The organism is Bacillus licheniformis DSM 13 = ATCC 14580 (genome assembly GCF_000011645.1).
In the GTDB taxonomy this organism is placed as follows: Bacteria; Bacillota; Bacilli; order Bacillales; family Bacillaceae; genus Bacillus; species Bacillus licheniformis.
The window spans coordinates 453,114-469,960 of the sequence record NC_006270.3 but is presented as its reverse complement, the minus strand read 5'-3'; the positions used below and the strand labels follow the sequence as shown (position 1 = coordinate 469,960).

Below are 16,847 nucleotides of genomic sequence, written 5' to 3'. Positions count from 1 at the left end.
GCCCTTGCGGCGTTATGAGCATGAAAACCCGCTTTGCATCTCTCTGCCCTCTTCTCCTTGAACAGACAAAAAAGGCTGCCGGATAAGAACCGGCAGCCTCGCTCTTTTATTTCAATCCATTTTCGACTTCTTTCACCATTTCAGATACGGATTCAAGGCCTCCGCCTGACAGGTACCAGTAGCCTGGATCAAGGTATGTGATATGGCCGTTTTTATAGGCCTTTGTTGATTTTACAATTTCATTTTCGATGACTTCTTTTGCTGTTCCTTTTTCGCCGATGGCAGCGCTTCGGTCGATGACAAACAGGTAATCAGGATTCTTTTCAGAGATATATTCTGAAGAGACGCTTTGGCCGTGAAGGGAAACCTCGATGTTTTTATCGACAGGTTCAACGCCGAGCACATCGTGGATCAAGCCGAATCTTGAGCCGCTTCCATACGCGCTGATTTGCTTATCGCTCGTTAAGACGACCAATCCTTTGCCGCCTTTTTCTTTCGCCAGCTTGTTGGCTTTCTCTACTTTTTCATCGATTTTCGCAAGGGCTTCTTTGACAGCATCTTCTTTGCCGAAGATTTTTCCAATGTTTTCGGTATTTTCTTTAAAACTGTTCATGTAGTTCTTCTGGTCAAGCTCAATGTCGATCGTCGGAGCGATCTTTTTAAACTCGTCATACTGTTCAGACTGTCTGCCTTCGATGATGATCAAATCAGGCTCAAGCTCAGCAATTTTTTCAAAATCTGGCTCTTTTAGTCCGCCGACGCTTTCAAATTTGCTGTCTTTATATTTTTTCAAGTAAGACGGAAGGGTTTGTTTCGGAAGGCCGACAACGCGGTCGCTTAAGCCAAGCTCATCAAGCGTGTCAAGCATTCCAAAATTGAAGACAACGACTTTTTTCGGGTTTTTCGGTACATCTGTTGTGTCGCTGTTGTGTTTAATTGTGACGGTTTCTTTTTTAGAGGAAGATTTTGCATCTGTGTCAGCAGCTTTGTTTCCGCAGGCGGCTACGACAAGAACGGTTATCAATGCCATAATCAATAAAGATAGTTTTTTCAATTCAGGTCACCTCATCATTTAAAATATACACAGATTTTTTGATCTCCGATTTGTTGGATCGGAATGTCCATATCATAGATGTCTTTCAGCACCGGCGTTTGGATAATGTCTTCCGCCGGCCCCTCTTTTACAATCCGCCCGTTTTTCAGGGCTGCGATTCTGTCGGAATAAACCGAGGCGAAATTAATGTCATGAATGACAATAACGATCGTTTTTCCGCGATTTTCGACAAGGTCTTTCAAGAGCTTCATAATCTCTACTGAGTGTTTCATATCGAGATTATTCAATGGTTCGTCAAGCAATATATAGTCGGTATCCTGAGCAATGACCATCGCGATGAAAGCGCGCTGGCACTGGCCGCCGCTTAACTGATCAAGGTGTTTATGCTCAATGTCTCTCAGCTTCATGTAATCAATCGCTTCATCGACATATGCCCAGTCCTCTTTCGAGAGCCTTCCCTGTGAATAAGGAAACCTGCCGAAGCTGACGAGCTCCCTGACAGTCAGCCTGATGTTGATCTGGTTGGACTGCTTTAAAATGCTGATTTTTTTTGCTAAATCATTGCTTTTGTAAGCGCCGATTTCTTTGCCGTCAATCAGCACTTTTCCGGCGTCCATGCCGATCAGCCTGCTGATGATGGACAAAAGCGTGCTTTTTCCCGCTCCGTTCGGTCCGATGAAGGACGTGATCATTCCTTTTTGTATCGTTAAAGTCGTGGGATGAACAACGGTCTGCTCTCCGAATTGTTTCATGATATCTCGTACTTCTATCATTATTTACGCTCCTTCAGCAACAGGTAAATAAAATAAATCCCGCCGATAAAATCAATGATCACCACGAGCGTCACCGTTAAACCAAACAGCTTTTCAACAATGAACTGGCCTCCGACAAGCGCAATGATGCTGAACAAAACCGCTCCGGGAATCAGGACGCTGTGCTTATACGTTTTAAATACCTCCCGGGCCACATTGACGACGAGAAGCCCCAAAAATGTGATCGGACCCACGAGGGCAGTAGACACGGAAACGAGAACGGCGACGACGATCAGCATTTTCTTCACCGTCCGGTCGTAATCGATTCCGAGGTTGACGGCTTGATCCCTGCCGAGCGAAATCACGTCAAAGTACGGATTAAACCGCCAAGCGTAAACGAGAATCGCCAGAATGACGAGCGAAGCAAGCACTAAAATGTCCGTATTCAAATTGTTGAAGCTGGCAAACATCTTGTTTTGAACGACTTGGAACTCGTTCGGATCGATCAGCATCTGCATAAAGGATGACAGGCTTCTGAACAATGTGCCGAACACGATTCCAACGAGCAGCAGCAGGAAGATGTGCCTTCCCCCGCGGCGGAACATCAGGAAAAACAGCACAAATGAAAAGCAGACCATCAAACCGGTAGACAATAGAAAATTGCCGTTTTTGCCAAGGTCAGCGAGTTTGGCTGCACCGAAAAAGAAAATAATCCCGGTTTGCAGCAGAACATAGAGAGAATCGAGTCCGAGGATGCTCGGCGTCAAAATTCTGTTGTTTGTGATCGTTTGGAAAATCATCGACGAATACGCAATCGCTGTACCGACAATGATGATCGCAAAAACCTTGGCAAACCTCCGCGGAAGCGCATATTCCCATACAGACGGCAAACCGTAGAACAGAAACAGCCCGATGCAGACTGCTGCTATCACGATGAGTACAAGCATTTTCTGTTTATGACGCATAGGCTTTTCTCCTTAAAAGCAAGTAAAGAAAAACGCCGCTCCCGATGATGCCGACCATCAAACCAACCGAAATTTCGTACGGGTAAATGACGAGACGTCCCGCTATATCGCAAAACAAGACGAAAACGGCTCCGAGAACCGCCGTGTGAGGCAGGCTGTTTTTCAAATGATCTCCCCTGTAAATGGACACGATGTTCGGGATGATCAATCCCAAAAAGGGAAGCGTGCCGATCGTCAGGATGACGACGGACGAAATAATAGATACGATGATCAGCCCGATATTGACCACCCGCTTGTATTTCAAACCAAGATTGATGGAAAATGACTCCCCCATCCCGGCCAACGTGAATTTATTGGCGAACAGATAGGCAATGATAACGAGCGGTATACTCAGAAATAAGAGCTCATACCTCCCCTTCATGACGAGCGAAAAATTCCCTTCAAACCATGCATTGACGTTTTGAATAATATTGTACTGATAAGCCATGAAAGTAGAGATGGCGCTGACAACGCTCCCGAGCATCATTCCGACGAGAGGGATGAAAATCGCATCTTTGAACTTGATTCTGTCCAAAATTTTGACGAACAAAAAGCTGCCAAACAGTGCAAAAACAAAGGCAAACAGTATTTTGACTACTATCCCTGCAGACGAAAAAAGCACGATCGCAATGATCACGCCGAGCCGAGCCCAATCCATCGTTCCAGCGGTGGTTGGTGAAACAAATTTATTGCGCGTCAGCTGCTGCATGATCAGCCCGCAGATGCTCAAGCTCATTCCCGCAAGCACGATGCTGATCAAGCGCGGGATTCTGCTTATGTAAAGCGTTTGAATTTCGTCCTCATTAAAGCGGAAAAGGTCAAGAGGCGAAAGCTCCTTAACGCCGATGAATATCGAGCTGAATGAAAGAATGATGAGCATTAGCAATAAGTATCGTAATTTCATGCTGCAGTAGCCTCCTTGCACAACAAAGCAACCCCTCCGCCGACGTTAATGATTATCATTATCAATAAGGGCCTTTATATATCTTACCATTTTTTCTGACATAGTCAATAAGATTAATAGATACAAAGGTTGAAGTCATGCGATTTCCCCATGATGAGTCCTCCTCAAAAACACATTTGTTCTTTCCTGAAAGAAAAACCTTGATTCTTCTTGTAAAAAGCGCAATAATTAAAATTAAATTTATTTCGAAAATTTAAACTTTAGGAGATGTAACAAATGAAAGTCGTTAAATTTGGAGGCAGCTCGCTCGCATCAGGAGCCCAGCTAGAGAAAGTATTTCAAATCGTCACTTCCGATCCGGAAAGGAGGGCCGTCGTCGTATCGGCACCCGGAAAACGGCATCCCGAGGATACGAAAGTAACTGACCTGTTAATCGAATGCGCCCAACAGTACCTATTATCGAAAGAAGCGACCGGCCTGGTTGAGGCGATTGTCGGACGGTATGCCGATATCGCGCTAGAGCTCGGGCTTGCCGATGACGTGATCAACCGGATCCGGGCAGACCTGCTTCAGCTGCTCGAAGGTGATAAAACAAATCCGGAACGGTTTATTGATGCGATCAAAGCTAGCGGCGAAGATAACAATGCCAAACTGGTAGCGGCCTACTTCAGGCACCGTGGAGTTGAAGCACATTATGTCAGTCCAAAAGACGCCGGGCTGTTCGTGACGAGCGAACCCGGCAACGCACAAGTGCTGCCCGAGTCCTACGACAATCTGTTTCAGCTCAGACAGCAAAAGGGCATCATTATCTTTCCCGGCTTCTTCGGATTCAGCCAGGAAGGAGAAGTGATGACGTTTTCGCGCAGCGGCTCTGACATTACGGGCTCCATTTTAGCGAATGGATTGAAAGCCGAGTTGTATGAAAACTTCACTGACGTTGACGCCGTTTATTCTGTCAACCCGGCGATCGTATCCAACCCGAAAGAAATCCGCGAGCTGACATACCGGGAAATGAGAGAGCTGTCGTATGCCGGCTTTTCCGTCTTTCATGATGAAGCATTGATCCCTGCTTTCCGGGCGCGCATACCGGTTCAGATCAAAAATACAAACAACCCGGACGCAGAAGGGACAAGAGTTGTCGCCACACGCGACAACACGAACGGACCTGTCGTCGGGATCGCCGGCGACAGCGGATTTTGCAGCATTTACATCAGCAAATATTTGATGAACCGAGAAATCGGCTTCGGCCGCCGCGTCCTGCAAATCCTTGAAGATGAAGGGCTGACATATGAACACATTCCGTCCGGCATTGACGATATTACGATCATTTTAAGGCAGAATCAAATGGATCAAGCAGCAGAAAAACGGATGATCAAACGGATCAAGGAAGAGTTGGATGCTGATGAAGTAGCGATTGAACACAATATTGCCCTGATCATGGTCGTCGGCGAAGCCATGCGCCATAACGTCGGAACGACGGCAAGAGCGTCAAAAGCATTGTCTGAAGCCGGCGTCAACATCGAAATGATCAACCAGGGCTCCTCGGAAGTCAGCATGATGTTCGGCGTTAAGGAAGCTCAGGAAAAACAAGCGGTCCGCGCATTATACCAGGAGTTTTTCGCAAAAGTTCTCGTTTAAAAAAGCCCCTTTTTTATGGGGTTTTTTTGTTGTCAGAAAATGTCCCCTTCCCTTAAATTGCCTGCCCTAAATTGATTCACAAAACCGTTTTGAAAGCCGATATGTAAAGTAAATAAATTGATGGGAGAACACCATATGAATCTGTTGAGAAATATAAAAATCAGAAGCAAACTGTTTGTCATCATTATCATTTCGGCGCTGGCTTTGTCAATTGTAGGCATCCAGGGGGTAGGCGGGCTGAGCAAGCTTTCCAAAGGTTCCGAGATGATCTATCAAGATCAATTGATTCCCAACCAGTTGTTTGCAAGATTAAAAGCGAACAACCTCGATCTTGATACGTACAAATTCGAGTTAATGGTGACGAAAGACAGCGATCGAAATGAAACTTTGCAAAAAAACATCAAGGAAAAAAACGAAGAAAACAACACCTTAATGGAAAAGATCGATCAGCTGAAATTAATGGACAACGTCTCTGAAAAATACGAGAGCTTCAAAAGCGAATACAAGAAATTGCAAGATATCAGCAGCCAGATGCTCAGCTTGGCGGTGAAGAACGAAAATGACAAAGCTTATGATGTCTATCTAAAAGAGATGGAGCCTCAAAGAGAAACGGTCAACCAGCTGATTGAAGACATTCAAACGCTAAATGCTGACAACGCCAAAACGATCTATCAGCGGGATTCTAAAGAAGCCGGTTCCATCATCACGCTTCTCATCATTGTGATCGCAGCATCGCTTGTTTTATCCATCTCGATCGGACTCTTAATGACAAGGCTGATCACAAAGCCGATCAAAGACATTCAGGCGCTGTTCGCAGAAACAGAGCAAGGCGATTTTACTGTCAAAGGAACATATCAATCGAAGGATGAATTGGGATTGCTGACCGCATCGTTTAACAAAATGGTAGCAGGCGTCCGTTCGATCATTGAAACGGTCGGCGAAACGTCCCACCAAGTTGCTTCATCATCACAAGAATTGAGCGCCAGCGCTGATGAAAGCACAAAGGCGAGCGAGTACATCTCAACGACGATCCAGGAGCTTGCGGTAGGCTCTGATCAGCAGGTGGAAAGCGTTGAAAACAGCAGAACCGTTATTAAGGGAATGACCGAGTTTGCCGGAAGAATTTCTTCTAGCGCCGAAAAGGCAGCCGCCACCGCAGACCAGACGGCGAAGATGTCGCTTGAAGGCACGAAAGCCATTGATAAAGTGAGCGCACAAATGCAGTCTATTAATGAAACGGTCGTTTCTCTTTCAGAAGCATTTAAACATTTAACAGAACGTTCAAATGAGATCGGGAATATTACCGAAGTGATTACGAGCATCGCTGAACAAACGAACCTGCTAGCTTTAAACGCGGCCATTGAAGCGGCCAGGGCTGGAGAACAAGGAAAAGGCTTTGCCGTCGTCGCGGATGAAGTCAGAAAATTAGCCGAGCAATCGGCCCAGTCAGCAGAACAGATTACAAGGTTGATTACGATCATTCAAAACGATACAAAGCAGACGATGAACTCGGTCATTTCGGCAACCGGCGAAGTCAAAGAAGGACTTGTCGTCGTTCATGAAGCCGGAGGCGCTTTCCAAAAAATCGAAAACTCGATAACTGAGGTTGTCACACAGATCAATGATGTGACAAACTTGGTGAAAAACCTGACAGCCGGCACAAGCGAAATCGAAACCGCGATTTCCGGCGTCAAAGAAGTAGCCGAGACTGCAGCGGGAAGCACGCAAACGGTTAGTGCGGCAACCCAGGAGCAGCTTGCTTCAATGGAAGAAATCGCCGCCGCATCACAGATCCTCGCGCAAAACGCCGAAGAGCTGCAGCACCTGATTCAGAAATTCAAAATTAAAGATTAACAAAAACCCGCCAGACGCTGTCTGGCGGGTTTCTATTCATCATCATCTCTCGCCGTCAGCGGCAGGCGGATGATAAATTTTGTTCCTTTGTTTTTCTCGCTTTCAATCTCTACCGTGCCGTTGTGAAGGGAGACGAGCTGTCTGACGATCGACAGCCCCAGCCCGTATTCTCCGTAAGGTGTGTTTGTCCGTGATAAATCCGCTTTATAAAAACGATCCCAAATGTTTTCGATATCATTTTCATCAATGCCGATTCCGGTATCCTCTACTTCGATCACCGTCTCCTTGTAGTCTTCCCGGCCTCTCAGCCAAACGGTTCCGTTCGTTGTGAATTGAATGCTGTTCTTCGTAATATTGACGAGAATCTGGATGAGCCGGTCGTAATCGGCATTGACCATTACATGATCTTCCACATCGAGGATCAGCTGATTCTGTCTCTCCTCCGCCTGAAGCGCCAGCTGCTCTTTAATGATTTCAAACACTTCGATCAGCGGATAATGCAGCTTTTGCAATGTAATCTGGTTGGAGCGGATTTTTTCATAATCAAGGTTTTCGTTGACGAGGCGAATCAGCCTTTTTGTCTCCTCCGTGATCAGCTTCATACATTTATCCTGCTGGTCTTCGGGTATCGTCTGGCTGTTCATCCCTTCCACTAAACCGCTGATCGTCGTCAGCGGCGTCTTCAGCTCATGTGAAACGTCAGTGATAAACTGCCTTCTCCGCTTTTCGAGCCGGTCGATTTCCTCGCTTGAGCTTTTTAGCTTGCGGGCCATAATGTTAAAGTCGTCGCCCAAATCACCGATTTCATCCTTATTGCGGTTTTCGATATGGATGTCATAATCCCCGGCCGCGACTTTTTTCGTGGCGTCGCGGAGCTTCTGAATGCGGGCGACATGGAATTTCGACGTCAGCCAGCTTAAGAGAATAGCGACTAAGATGACACCCGCCGCCGTAAAGAGCATAAAGCGGTTCATGTCGCTGATCATTTCTTCGGTCCCGCTGATCGGAGCGGTCAGCAGAATGCCTCCCTGAAATTCATTGTTGACGATGTTGGGCAGAGCGACGACCGATACTTCCTCATTAAAACGGTTAAAGTCGGTTTTGACGACAACGGCCTTTCCATCTTTAAGCTCTTTCCATTCTTCATCACTGAGCAGCAGTTTTCGCGGCCGCAAATCGGCCGGCGTCATCAAGATCTCTTTCTTTTCATTAAACAGAAAAAAGCTGATCTTCCTGCTTCGCAAAATTTCCTCAAACGGCTTCATAATGGCCGGCGCTCCTTTCGGCCGCATCTCCATTTCGCCCATGATGCGGTAGCCGTAGGAAGACAGCTCATCGACTTTGCTCTCGTATGCAAAGTCTTTGGCAAAGTGTGAAAACAGCGCCCCCGTGATGAGAAAAGCCAAGACTAATATACTGATGTGACTGGCCAGCAGCTGATAGAGATACTTAATCTTCATCGAACTTGTACCCTACTCCCCATACGGTGTAAAGAAACGGCCGCGAGTCGCTGCCAAGCTTTTTTCTCAGCCGTTTAATATGAACATCCACAGTCCGCTCGTCTCCGTAGAATTGGTATCCCCAAACCTGCTCAAGCAGCTGCTCCCTTGAAAAAACCTGTTTCGGGCTTTGCACCAAGTAATACAATAAATCGAACTCCTTAGGCGTCAAATTTTGAATTTGAACGCCGTCCAAAAACACTTCTCTCGTTTTTTTATTGATTTTAAAATGTTCCGTTTCAAGCGTGTCGCTGTCAGCGGAATCCTGCCGGCCGGCGTTTTGATATCTCCGGCTCACCGCTTTGATTCTCGCCACAAGCGCCAAAGGGCTGAACGGCTTGGTCACATAATCATCAGCCCCGAGCTCAAAACCGAGCACCTGGTCTGATTCCGTATCCTTTGCCGTCAGCATAATAATCGGAACCGTGCTCTCTTCTCTGACCTTTTTGCAGATCGTGACCCCATCCATCGACGGCAGCATGATATCGATGATCAGCAAATCCCAATCACCTGATTTAAAACGGTTATATCCTTCGAGTCCGTCATGGACGAACTCTGTTTCAAATCCTTCTTTTGCAAAAAACATCTCTGTCATAGTACATACGCTTAAATTATCTTCAATCATTAATATTTTCATCGTAAAAGTGCCTCCGCTAGACAAACGTTAGATTCATTTTACATAGGGCCCAGCCATTTCTCAATTCCATTCTGAACATTTAAAGGTCTGGCAACAGTTTGGTCATAATTTATTCATAAGTAGCGGCTAAGATGAAATCAAGCATAAGGCAAAAGTCCTGCTGCCGTTAGATTTGGCAGCAATAATAAATGAAATAGATACGGAGGAATCACGCGTTATGAATTTTTTCAAACGAGCCTTTTGGAGCATGAAAGCGAAAAAAGGAAAAACACTTTTACAATTGTTTGTTTTCACGATGATTTGCGTGCTCGTGCTGACAGGAATTACGATCCAGTCGGCAGCCGTGAAATCGAGCGAACTGGCGAGGGAACAGCTCGGAGGCAGCGTCACGCTCAAAGTTGACAGGGAAAAAATGATGAAAGAACAGCAGGACTCAGGAGACCGGAAAAGGTTTGAATCGACCCCCGTTTCTCTCAAATCAGCCGAGAAACTTGCGAGCCTTTACCATGTCAAAAGCTATAACTTCATCTCCTCAACATCTGCTTTAGCGGACAACTTCGATCCGATCGAAAGCGGTGACGAGGATTCAACGGACTCAAACAGCGATCAGCCGGCCGGATCGGGCGGCAATGAACAGGGCGGCCGGCAAATGATGCAGGCTGACGTATCAATCGAAGGTGTGACAAGCACAGCCCTCGTCGACGAATTTGCCGACGGGACGTCCAAGATCACGGAAGGCCGTGCTTTAACAAAGGATGATGTGAATGAAAAAGTCGCCGTGATTGAAGAAACGCTTGCCGAAGAAAACGAGCTGAAGGTCGGCGATACGATCAAAGTCAAAGCGAGCAGCGATGAAGATGCAACGATCAATTTAAAAATCGTCGGAATCTATAAAACGACTTCATCCGGAGACAATCAAGCGCAAAACTTCGCCTTTTTAAACCCTTATAACAAAATCTATACACCATATACGGCGGCATCGGCCTTAAAAGGCGACGATTATCAAAACGCGATAGATGAAGCGGTCTACAATATGGACGACGCCTCCAACATCGACGCTTTCATTGCGGCTGCCAAGAAAACAGGCATTGATTTGGATACATTCACATTGGACGCCAATGACCAGTTGTACCAGCAGATGGTCGGCCCGATTGAAAATGTCGCCTCCTTCTCGAAAAATGTCGTCTATCTTGTCACGGTCGCCGGGGCGGTGATTCTCGGACTGATCGTCATGATGTCAATCAGGGAGAGAAAATACGAAATGGGTGTTCTGATGGCGATCGGCGAAAAACGCCGGAAACTCATCGGACAGTTTTTAACCGAAATCTTAATGATCGCAGTGCTTGCCATCGGGATCTCAGCATTAACCGGCAGCCTGATTGCAAAGCAAATCGGGAACCAGCTCTTGAGCCAGCAAATCGAACAAACGTCAGCTAGCCAGTCTGCAGGCGGAATGATGGGCCCAGGCGGCGGAGGCTTCTTCGGACAAAGTACTGCTCAAGTCTCAGCCATTGATCAGCTCGACATTCAAGTATCCTTCGGGAACTTAATGGCACTTGGCGGAATCGGCCTTTTAATTGCGATGTTCGCGACACTCCTTCCGTCCATATCTGTTTTAAGGCTCCATCCGAAAACGATTTTAACAAAACAAGAATAGAAAGAAGTGAAGATTATGGGCAGTATTTTAGAATTTCAGAATGTCGGCTATTGGTATAAAAATCAGGATCAGCCTCTATTCGAGGATATCAGCATTCAATTCAGCCAAGGACTCTTATATACGATTGTCGGGACTTCCGGTTCCGGCAAAACCACCTTTTTATCGTTGGCGGGCGGACTTGACGCGCCAAAAGAGGGGAACATCCTCTACAAAGGAGAAAACATTTCAAAAATCGGACTGACCAGCTTCCGCAATCAATATGTATCGATCGTTTTTCAGTCCTATAACCTGCTGCCGTATATGACGGCTCTCCAAAATATCACGTCGGCCATGGAAATCACCGGATCTCAGGTCAAAAACAAGGAACAATACGCTTTGGAGATGCTCGAAAAGGTCGGCATCGGCGAAAAGCAGGCCAGACAGAAAGTATTGACATTAAGCGGCGGCCAGCAGCAGCGTGTCTCCATCATCAGAGCGTTCTGCTGTGACACGGATTTAATCGTCGCCGATGAACCGACAGGCAATTTGGATGAAGATACATCAAAAGACATCGTCCGGCTCTTTCAAAACCTTGCCCACCAAGAAAACAAATGCGTCATCATGGTCACCCATGATGAACAGATCGCAAAGGTATCCGATGTCAACATCACGCTTTCAAGGGGCGGCTTTACCGTCAAAAAACGCATATCAGCAGGATAAGGGGAGCGGCATGAGCCGTTCCCCTTCTTTTATTATGAAGCAAATGCTTCTGCAGCAGCAGCCAAATAATACGAGAGGCCTGTTTGCTGATTTTCAAGCATTCCGCGATGAAAATCGTCTTCGATAAAGAAGCGTGTCTGGGACTGAAAATCGTCGGGCGTAATTCCCAAAAACTTGAGGTGCCGTTTAATTGCAGTCTTCACTTGTTCATGGTCGTGTTTGACTCCGTCTCTGAGCGCTTCGGCCATTCCATTCATAAAACGGGCCGCCTCTTCAGCTTTTTCATTCATTTCTTCCGCTATGACTGGTTCTCCTTTCAGCAAATCGACATCATACGCCTCCTTCAAATAGCGGTTTTGTTCAGCGAGCGCATCCTCCCATTCCCTGCTGCTTGAAAACCCTTTGAACATGCTTGATTGATCCATTGCTTCTCCTTTCCCGGCCTGCTGAATCGAGAGATCGATCGTAGAAATAAGCTGTTTAATTCTGTCCAAACGGGCAGTGAAAAGACGTTTCTGCTCAGACAAAATCGTCAGTCGATCAGCTTTGCCGTCCAGTATTTGCTTAATTGCCTTGAGCGGAAATTCGAGCTCCCGATAAAACAAGATGTGCTGCAGCCGTTCCAGCTCTTTTACCCCGTAAAGGCGATAGCCGGCATCCGTCACCTCCGCGGGGCATAAAAGTCCGATTTTATGATAGTGGTACAGCGTTTTGATCGTGATATTCGCCAAGCGAGCCACTTCTTTTACCGTATAGAGCATCAAACCTCACCTCGTCTGTCATGTTAAAGGGTGCCCTAAGGGCGGGGTCAATCCATTACATGGCCTTTTTTTTATTTTTTTTCATTTTCACATAAGTGACTATGCAAATAAAAGCGGGAAGGATCACCTGCATCGGCAAATGGACATATAATGGAACAAACTCGATTCCTTCTTTAACATGCTCTGAAATATTGCTGGCAATGGAGACGGACAAAATCAAAATAATAATGCCGATGACATGAACAACTTTGGAGGGGTTTTTAAGCTTGAATAAAACGGTCACGCCTTCGGTTACGGCATACATGAAAATGCTCATCTTAAAAAAACCGCCAATCACCAGCACGAGCATGAAAAATACATCAAGCCTGTCCAAGAATTCGGCGACTTGAATCGTCTGGATCGTACTCAGCAATGGGAAGCGCGACCGCATATTGAGATCGACGCCAAGCACGCTGATGTTCAATGCGACATTAAAAGCCAGGATGAGGCCGCTGATGGCAATTCCCAACAACCCGGCTTTTTTCGCTAGTTTCTTTTCCTTTAAATACGGCAGGATCAATGTAAAGGCGATAATTTCTCCAAACGGAAAATACAGCGTTTGCGTGAACACGGCATGAAACATCGGACCGGGTCCGTTTCCAAGAATGGGCAAAAGCTCTTTCGGTTTGATCAAGCCTGACGAAACTATCAGGATTAGGCCTGTGACAGCAAGCCAAAACATGATGCCAAACAACAGCTCGCCTGAACGGGCAAGGACCTCGATTCCCTTCCTCACAGTAAAAATACAAACTGCAATCAACAATCCATTAGCGAAGATAATCGGCGTGTTCGGATAAGCCGATGTCAGCAGCATTTCTCCAAAATCGCGCAAAACCCTTGCCGCAATGTAACAATAATAAACAATGTAGATAAATGTCATGCTCCAGCCAACCGGTTTTCCAAAAATATTCATCAGCGTTTCATAGGGAGAGGCGTCGGGATTCACCTGGTAGAAAAAGTGATGCATCATAAACAAAGCCAGCCCTCCGACTGTTCCGAACAAGATCGCGATCCAGGCGTCCTGTTCGGCAGATTGTCCTGGAAAAATCAGCAGAGAGCTGCTGAGTTCAAACAGAACAATAAGCACGAACAGCTGTGCAGCACTGATTTTTGCTTTCTCCATTTAAAGCCCTCCTCTCTCTTTCATTCAAGAACGCCCTTCATGATGATTCAAAATGTTCGGATTGTTTCTTAAACCTGTTCTTCGTACGTATGCATTAACCGTAATGTCGACGTCTGTGTCAGGAAAATACCGATTGCTCCATTCACCCTCCATCTTTTTCCACACTTCGGGGTGGGTGCGATACACAACATCACCGAATTGCAGAACATCCGTCTTGTTCCGCTTAACAATGTCAATCGTATTCTGCAATTCATTTTTCAGTTCCTTTGCCACCTTCCTTTCGATATCGCTCAGCACTTTTGGATCATCCAGGTGAATCGGCACAGTTGTTTCGCCGATGTCCCCTTCCATAGCCACGTCAACCGAAATCGCCGGTTTGCCGTTTTTCAGGTGAGATCCGATTTTTGTTTTTTGGCGGATGACGTCAAATGTGACGGCATCTCTCTCATGATTCATTGGAATTGTCAAATACGTTCTGCTGATTTTATTGCGCAGCCATAAAACGCCTCTCGCCGTTTTGCCTTCAAGCCAATTGACGAGCTTTCCCTCTTTAATGACCGCCAAGCCGTCCGCTTCGACTATTGCCTCAGGAGATGTAGACTGCACGTTTTCCATTTTTTCACCCTTTTCCTTGTTTCCGGTTACTTTAAAGGAAGAAATAATCGGGTGCTTTGCCTTCGATGTTAAGCACTTGATGACATCCTGGACGCTCGTTTTCATATGTTCTCCCAAATGCTCTTCGGTAAATTGCAGCGTTTTGTTTACTTTATTTGACGGGATCTTATCGATCGGCGTCAGCGTCCGGATGAATGTTTTCGCTTTTTGGCCGCGGGAAATAATAATCGTCGCCGTTGTACGAAAATCGGTGTCCCGGTCAAGAACATCCAGAATTTTGATCAAGCCTTCCTCCTTGGCGAGTTTTTCATCGACAACCACGAGGTTGGTGTGGGAGTAATAAATTTCCCGCGACATTTTTGCTGACGCATGTCTGCTCATTTCCGTCAGATTGTTGCCCGTCACAGAATAGCTTGAAATCGGCGGCCTGTCTCCTCCCTGTCCGCCTTGAAGGCCGCCTGTCACATTGATCGGATTGACGATCTGATAGCTTAATTCGTAATCTGTATCTTTACCTTTATCAATACCGATGGCAGTGATCAGCAGCAGATCTGTCAGCTCTCTTTTATCCCAGCACCCTTGAAGAAGGACAATGGCGGCAAGTAGGAGCACAATTTTAACGATTCGTTTCATTTGGATCACCATCTTCTTGTTTTGTCTTCATATCGCCTGAATCCGGGGGCTCGGGTTTCTGGTATTCTCCTTGGCGCACCTTATTGTCATTGCCGATCAGTTCAGGCCGCTTCTCATGTGTCCACCAAGGCAGACGAACGATGGCGTCGCCCCAGTTTTTCAAAATAAACGGCGCAAAAGGAGTCATATATGGAACACCGAAGGAACGCAGGCTGCATAAATGGACAAACATGATGATCAGTCCAAGAATAATGCCGTAAAAACCCGTCGTCGCCGCGGCTAATATGAAGAAAAACCGGACGAGCCGGGCGGAAATCGCCATGGAGAAAGAAGGTGTAGCAAAACTTGAAATCGCTGTGATCGCTACGATGATGACCATCGCCGGCGACACAATCCCGGCCTGAACCGCCGCCTGCCCAATGACAATGGCTCCCACAATCGAAACGGCTGAACCTATCGCTTTCGGAAGCCGGATGCCCGCCTCCCGCAAAATTTCAAACGAAATTTCCATGATCATGGCTTCGACCACAGCCGGGAACGGCACGATTTCACGCTGCGCGGCAATTACGACCAAAAGCTCCGTCGGGATCATTTCCTTGTGAAAAGTCGTCGCACCGACGTAGACGGCAGGCGCAATCAGCGAAATAAAGAAGATCAATACGCGCAAAAAGCGGATGAATGTCGCAATGTCAAAGCGTGAATAGTAATCCTCAACAGATTGAAAAAATTGAATAAAAACGGCAGGGACAAGCAGGACAAACGGTGTACCGTCAACAAAGATGGCGATTCTTCCTTCAAGCAGATTCCCTGCGACCATATCCGGCCTTTCAGTATGATATACCGTCGGAAAGGTCGTAAATACGGTGTCTTCAATAAACTGTTCAATGTAGCCCGATTCAAGGATGCTGTCGATCTCAATGCTTTCCATCCTTTTTTTGACTTCTTTCACCGCTTTCGGGTCGCATATTCCATTGATATACATGATCGCCACATCGGTTTTTGTGACGCTTCCCATCGTCGTTTTTTCAACCCAAAGATTCGGGTTTTTAATAATTCTGCGCACCAAAGAAATATTCGTGTCGAGCGCTTCGATAAATCCTTCACGTGAACCGCGGAATGCCTGCTGATTTTCAGGCTCCTTGATCGAGCGCTTTTCTCCGCCTTTCGTGGTCGTAATAACAGCTTCTGCCGTCTCCTCTGCCAAAATGATCGTATTTCCTGCCATCAAAGATTCAAGCACTTTGTCCAACCGCTTTTCTTTTTCGACACCGCCCAGTGCAACGGCATCACCTGCAATCGTCTCAAGAACCTCCCTGCCGTACTCCTTTTCCGCCAATTCTTCGGAGTTCATGATCGATTCCAGCAAAAAATCGTGAATCGCTTTCTCATCTGTAATGCCGCCGACATAAACGACGGCTATTTCAATTTTTTCGCCAGCGCCCGTTTTTAACTTGCGGATGACAATATCGGAGCTGTTTCCGGTCATTTCTTTAATCAGGCTCAGGTTTTCGGCAAGCAAGGGACGCACAAACCCAGACAACTTTACGGTTTCCGGGTTCTTATCTCCGCTCATTAGAGATTCTTGTTTGTTATCTTTTTGATGACGACCTTTAAAAAAGAATGGCATGGCTGTCAGAATCCCCTTTTCGTTTTTCATATTTTTCCTTGCGCAAGCACATTTATACTATTCCCGGGTGAATAGTGCTTTATGAAAGGAGAAAAAATAACGGGGAACGGAGAGTGGTGCAAAGTTGAAATTAATCGGAATCGGGCTTTTATTATTAGCTTCCTTAGAGGCTTTTGCCGTCATGCTGGATGTATTTCAAGGCATGACCTTGCAAAGAGCCATTGTAAACTCCCTGACGTTTGCCATCCTGGAAGTGGGCGAGTGGATCATCATCCTTTTATTTTTGTTTATCATTTTTCTCGAAGCCTCGGAAAGCTTTCGCAAAAAGAGAAAAAGGACATAAAAGGCTCC

Annotated in this window: 15 protein-coding genes; 5 read left to right on the top strand and 10 right to left on the bottom strand. The window is 46.3% G+C overall.

Annotated elements, in window-relative coordinates; translation table 11 throughout:
- Positions 1-106 precede the first annotated feature (106 nt).
- From TRNA_RS23805 to TRNA_RS23790, 4 genes are read right to left on the bottom strand one after another with little or no spacing between them, the layout of a single operon-like run.
- Positions 107-1,054 (bottom strand): siderophore ABC transporter substrate-binding protein, encoded by a 948-nt coding sequence (locus TRNA_RS23805; RefSeq protein WP_003178942.1) that lies wholly within the window; start codon positions 1,052-1,054, stop codon positions 107-109.
- Between the two features lie 14 nt (positions 1,055-1,068).
- Positions 1,069-1,827: an iron ABC transporter ATP-binding protein gene (locus TRNA_RS23800; protein ID WP_003178940.1), complete on the bottom strand. Its 759-nt coding sequence runs from the start codon at positions 1,825-1,827 to the stop codon at positions 1,069-1,071.
- Complete coding sequence (locus tag TRNA_RS23795; RefSeq protein ID WP_003178939.1) at positions 1,827-2,771, bottom strand: iron chelate uptake ABC transporter family permease subunit; 945 nt, start codon at positions 2,769-2,771, stop codon at positions 1,827-1,829. Before TRNA_RS23795 ends, TRNA_RS23800 begins: the two co-directional genes overlap by 1 nt.
- A complete protein-coding gene (locus tag TRNA_RS23790) occupies positions 2,761-3,714 on the bottom strand; it encodes an ABC transporter permease (RefSeq protein ID WP_003178937.1) in 954 nt (317 codons plus the stop codon). Before TRNA_RS23790 ends, TRNA_RS23795 begins: the two co-directional genes overlap by 11 nt.
- 276 nt (positions 3,715-3,990) lie before the next feature.
- On the opposite strand from TRNA_RS23790, the gene TRNA_RS23785 reads away from it, so the two are divergent.
- Positions 3,991-5,352 carry an aspartate kinase gene (locus TRNA_RS23785; RefSeq protein WP_003178935.1) on the top strand — a complete coding sequence of 454 codons (1,362 nt, stop codon included), beginning with the start codon at positions 3,991-3,993 and terminating at the stop codon, positions 5,350-5,352.
- A 135-nt stretch (positions 5,353-5,487) separates the two neighbouring features.
- Entirely contained in the window at positions 5,488-7,206 is a 1,719-nt protein-coding gene (locus TRNA_RS23780; RefSeq protein WP_003178933.1) for a methyl-accepting chemotaxis protein, read from the top strand.
- Between the two features lie 32 nt (positions 7,207-7,238).
- Here the strand turns inward: TRNA_RS23780 and TRNA_RS23775 are convergent, their stop codons facing one another.
- Both TRNA_RS23775 and TRNA_RS23770 read right to left on the bottom strand, forming a co-directional pair.
- Complete coding sequence (locus TRNA_RS23775) at positions 7,239-8,666, bottom strand: sensor histidine kinase (protein ID WP_009330185.1); 1,428 nt, start codon at positions 8,664-8,666, stop codon at positions 7,239-7,241.
- A complete protein-coding gene (locus tag TRNA_RS23770) occupies positions 8,656-9,342 on the bottom strand; it encodes a response regulator transcription factor (protein ID WP_003178929.1) in 687 nt (228 codons plus the stop codon). The genes TRNA_RS23775 and TRNA_RS23770 overlap by 11 nt, the downstream gene beginning before the upstream one ends.
- Positions 9,343-9,559: 217 nt before the next feature.
- Here TRNA_RS23770 and TRNA_RS23765 point away from each other — a divergent pair, with 217 nt between their 5' ends.
- Together TRNA_RS23765 and TRNA_RS23760 are read left to right on the top strand one after the other, a co-directional pair.
- Positions 9,560-10,999 (top strand): ABC transporter permease, encoded by a 1,440-nt coding sequence (locus tag TRNA_RS23765; RefSeq protein ID WP_003178927.1) that lies wholly within the window; start codon positions 9,560-9,562, stop codon positions 10,997-10,999.
- A gap of 15 nt (positions 11,000-11,014) precedes the next feature.
- On the top strand, positions 11,015-11,698 hold the full coding sequence (locus TRNA_RS23760) for an ABC transporter ATP-binding protein (RefSeq protein WP_003178925.1): 684 nt from the start codon (positions 11,015-11,017) through the stop codon (positions 11,696-11,698).
- Between the two features lie 32 nt (positions 11,699-11,730).
- Here the strand turns inward: TRNA_RS23760 and TRNA_RS23755 are convergent, their stop codons facing one another.
- The 4 genes from TRNA_RS23755 to TRNA_RS23740 are packed head-to-tail and all read right to left on the bottom strand — an operon-like array spanning position 11,731 to position 16,496.
- Complete coding sequence (locus TRNA_RS23755) at positions 11,731-12,459, bottom strand: MerR family transcriptional regulator (protein WP_009330188.1); 729 nt, start codon at positions 12,457-12,459, stop codon at positions 11,731-11,733.
- A 55-nt stretch (positions 12,460-12,514) separates the two neighbouring features.
- Positions 12,515-13,621, bottom strand: coding sequence for a GerAB/ArcD/ProY family transporter (locus TRNA_RS23750; protein ID WP_003178920.1), 1,107 nt, complete (start codon positions 13,619-13,621; stop codon positions 12,515-12,517).
- Positions 13,622-13,645: 24 nt separating this feature from the next.
- Positions 13,646-14,869, bottom strand: a complete 1,224-nt coding sequence (locus TRNA_RS23745) for a Ger(x)C family spore germination protein (protein ID WP_011197545.1) — start codon at positions 14,867-14,869, stop codon at positions 13,646-13,648.
- Positions 14,853-16,496 carry a spore germination protein gene (locus TRNA_RS23740; protein WP_197196464.1) on the bottom strand — a complete coding sequence of 548 codons (1,644 nt, stop codon included), beginning with the start codon at positions 16,494-16,496 and terminating at the stop codon, positions 14,853-14,855. Before TRNA_RS23740 ends, TRNA_RS23745 begins: the two co-directional genes overlap by 17 nt.
- Before the next feature lie 124 nt (positions 16,497-16,620).
- On the opposite strand from TRNA_RS23740, the gene TRNA_RS23735 reads away from it, so the two are divergent.
- Complete coding sequence (locus TRNA_RS23735; protein ID WP_003178914.1) at positions 16,621-16,839, top strand: hypothetical protein; 219 nt, start codon at positions 16,621-16,623, stop codon at positions 16,837-16,839.
- Positions 16,840-16,847 lie beyond the last annotated feature (8 nt).

Excerpts from the sequence above, each read along its gene's own strand:
- TRNA_RS23800 (WP_003178940.1), bottom strand. The coding sequence starts at position 1,827 with ATGATAGAAGTACGAGATATCATGAAACAATTCGGAGAGCAGACCGTT.
- TRNA_RS23795 (WP_003178939.1), bottom strand. The coding sequence starts at position 2,771 with ATGCGTCATAAACAGAAAATGCTTGTACTCATCGTGATAGCAGCAGTC.
- TRNA_RS23790 (WP_003178937.1), bottom strand. The coding sequence starts at position 3,714 with ATGAAATTACGATACTTATTGCTAATGCTCATCATTCTTTCATTCAGC.
- TRNA_RS23785 (WP_003178935.1), top strand. The coding sequence starts at position 3,991 with ATGAAAGTCGTTAAATTTGGAGGCAGCTCGCTCGCATCAGGAGCCCAG.
- TRNA_RS23780 (WP_003178933.1), top strand. The coding sequence starts at position 5,488 with ATGAATCTGTTGAGAAATATAAAAATCAGAAGCAAACTGTTTGTCATC.
- TRNA_RS23775 (WP_009330185.1), bottom strand. The coding sequence starts at position 8,666 with ATGAAGATTAAGTATCTCTATCAGCTGCTGGCCAGTCACATCAGTATA.
- TRNA_RS23770 (WP_003178929.1), bottom strand. The coding sequence starts at position 9,342 with ATGAAAATATTAATGATTGAAGATAATTTAAGCGTATGTACTATGACA.
- TRNA_RS23765 (WP_003178927.1), top strand. The coding sequence starts at position 9,560 with ATGAATTTTTTCAAACGAGCCTTTTGGAGCATGAAAGCGAAAAAAGGA.
- TRNA_RS23760 (WP_003178925.1), top strand. The coding sequence starts at position 11,015 with ATGGGCAGTATTTTAGAATTTCAGAATGTCGGCTATTGGTATAAAAAT.
- TRNA_RS23755 (WP_009330188.1), bottom strand. The coding sequence starts at position 12,459 with ATGCTCTATACGGTAAAAGAAGTGGCTCGCTTGGCGAATATCACGATC.
- TRNA_RS23750 (WP_003178920.1), bottom strand. The coding sequence starts at position 13,621 with ATGGAGAAAGCAAAAATCAGTGCTGCACAGCTGTTCGTGCTTATTGTT.
- TRNA_RS23745 (WP_011197545.1), bottom strand. The coding sequence starts at position 14,869 with ATGAAACGAATCGTTAAAATTGTGCTCCTACTTGCCGCCATTGTCCTT.
- TRNA_RS23740 (WP_197196464.1), bottom strand. The coding sequence starts at position 16,496 with ATGCCATTCTTTTTTAAAGGTCGTCATCAAAAAGATAACAAACAAGAA.